Source organism: Candidatus Eremiobacteraceae bacterium (assembly GCA_035710745.1).
Lineage (GTDB): Bacteria > Vulcanimicrobiota > Vulcanimicrobiia > Eremiobacterales > Eremiobacteraceae > JANWLL01.
Window position 1 is genome coordinate 1 of the sequence record DASTCX010000041.1, and the last position, 1,211, is coordinate 1,211.

Genomic DNA, 1,211 nt, shown 5'->3' on the forward strand with positions numbered 1-1,211 from the left:
CTGACCTGGCCCCACGGAGTTATCCCAGCGGAGATGGGCAACCTGGAGGCGTACCGCCATCCAGGAGGCTACCGTGCGAAAGTCTCGTTTTAGCGAATCGCAGATCGTTGCTATTCTCGGCGAATCAGAACGCGGCGCGAAGACAGCCGATCTGTGCCGACGCCACGGCGTTCATCCGCACACGTTTTACCGTTGGAAGGCCAAGTACGGCGGTATGAGCGTCAGCGATGTCGCCAAGCTCAAGCAACTCGAGGAAGAGAACTCGCGGCTCAAGCGGATCGTCGCCAACCTGACGCTCGACAACGACGCGCTCAAGTTCGTAAACTCAAAAAACTGGTGACGCCTTCACAACGACGGAGCGCGGTGGAGGCGATGCGCGAACAATTTCCCATGAGCGAGCGACGAGCATGCGGTCTGACCGGCTGCAATCGGCGGATGCTGCGCTACCCGCGGTGTGGACCATCCGACGAGCCGATCGCGACGCGCTTGCGCGAGCTGGCGGCGCAGCGACGTCGGTGGGGTCGGCGCAAGCTCATCGTGCTGCTGCGACGAGAAGGCCATCGGGATAACCACAAGCGGATCCACCGCATCTACCAGGCGCAGCGGCTCCAGGTCGCTAGACGCCCACGCCGGCGCATCGCGTATCAACGCGGCGAGCCGCTGACTCGGGCGACGCGGCCCAACCAAGGATGGTCGATCGATTTCGTGCACGACATGCTGCATTGGGGACGGCGATTTCGCGTCTTCACCGTCGTCGACGAGTTCGCCAAACGCTCGCCGGCGATTGAAGCCGATACGTCGCTACCGGCAGCGCGCGTCACGCGCGCGCTCGACGCCGCAGCCGCAGAGGCGGGGACCTACCCCGAGTGGATCACCGCCGACAACGGCTCTGAGCTGACCAGCATGGCCATGTTGCGGTGGGCGCATGAGCGCGGCGTGCAGCTGCGTTTCATCGCACCTGGCAAACCGATCCAAAACGCCTTCATCGAATCGTTCAACGGAAAGCTGCGCAACGAGTGCCTCAACGAGCATTCGTTTACGAGCATCGACGACGCTCGACAGATCCTCGAGGCGTGGCGCCGCGACTACAACGAGACCCGGCCGCACGCGTCGCTCGGGGACCGGACCCCCGACGAATTCGCCCTCGCGGCGATCACCTCAAAGCGTCCAGTTTGCCCATCATGATTGGGATACGCGCGGGGGCCAGGTCA

1 protein-coding gene and 1 pseudogene are annotated in these 1,211 nt (G+C 63.7%); both read left to right on the forward strand.

Annotated features, from left to right (window positions below):
- Positions 1–73: 73 nt before the first annotated feature.
- A pseudogene (locus VFO25_14190) lies at positions 74–223 on the forward strand (transposase).
- Positions 154–1,185 carry an IS3 family transposase gene (locus VFO25_14195; GenBank protein HET9344053.1) on the forward strand — a complete coding sequence of 344 codons (1,032 nt, stop codon included), beginning with the start codon at positions 154–156 and terminating at the stop codon, positions 1,183–1,185. Before VFO25_14190 ends, VFO25_14195 begins: the two are co-directional and overlap by 70 nt.
- The last annotated feature ends 26 nt before the right edge of the window (positions 1,186–1,211 follow it).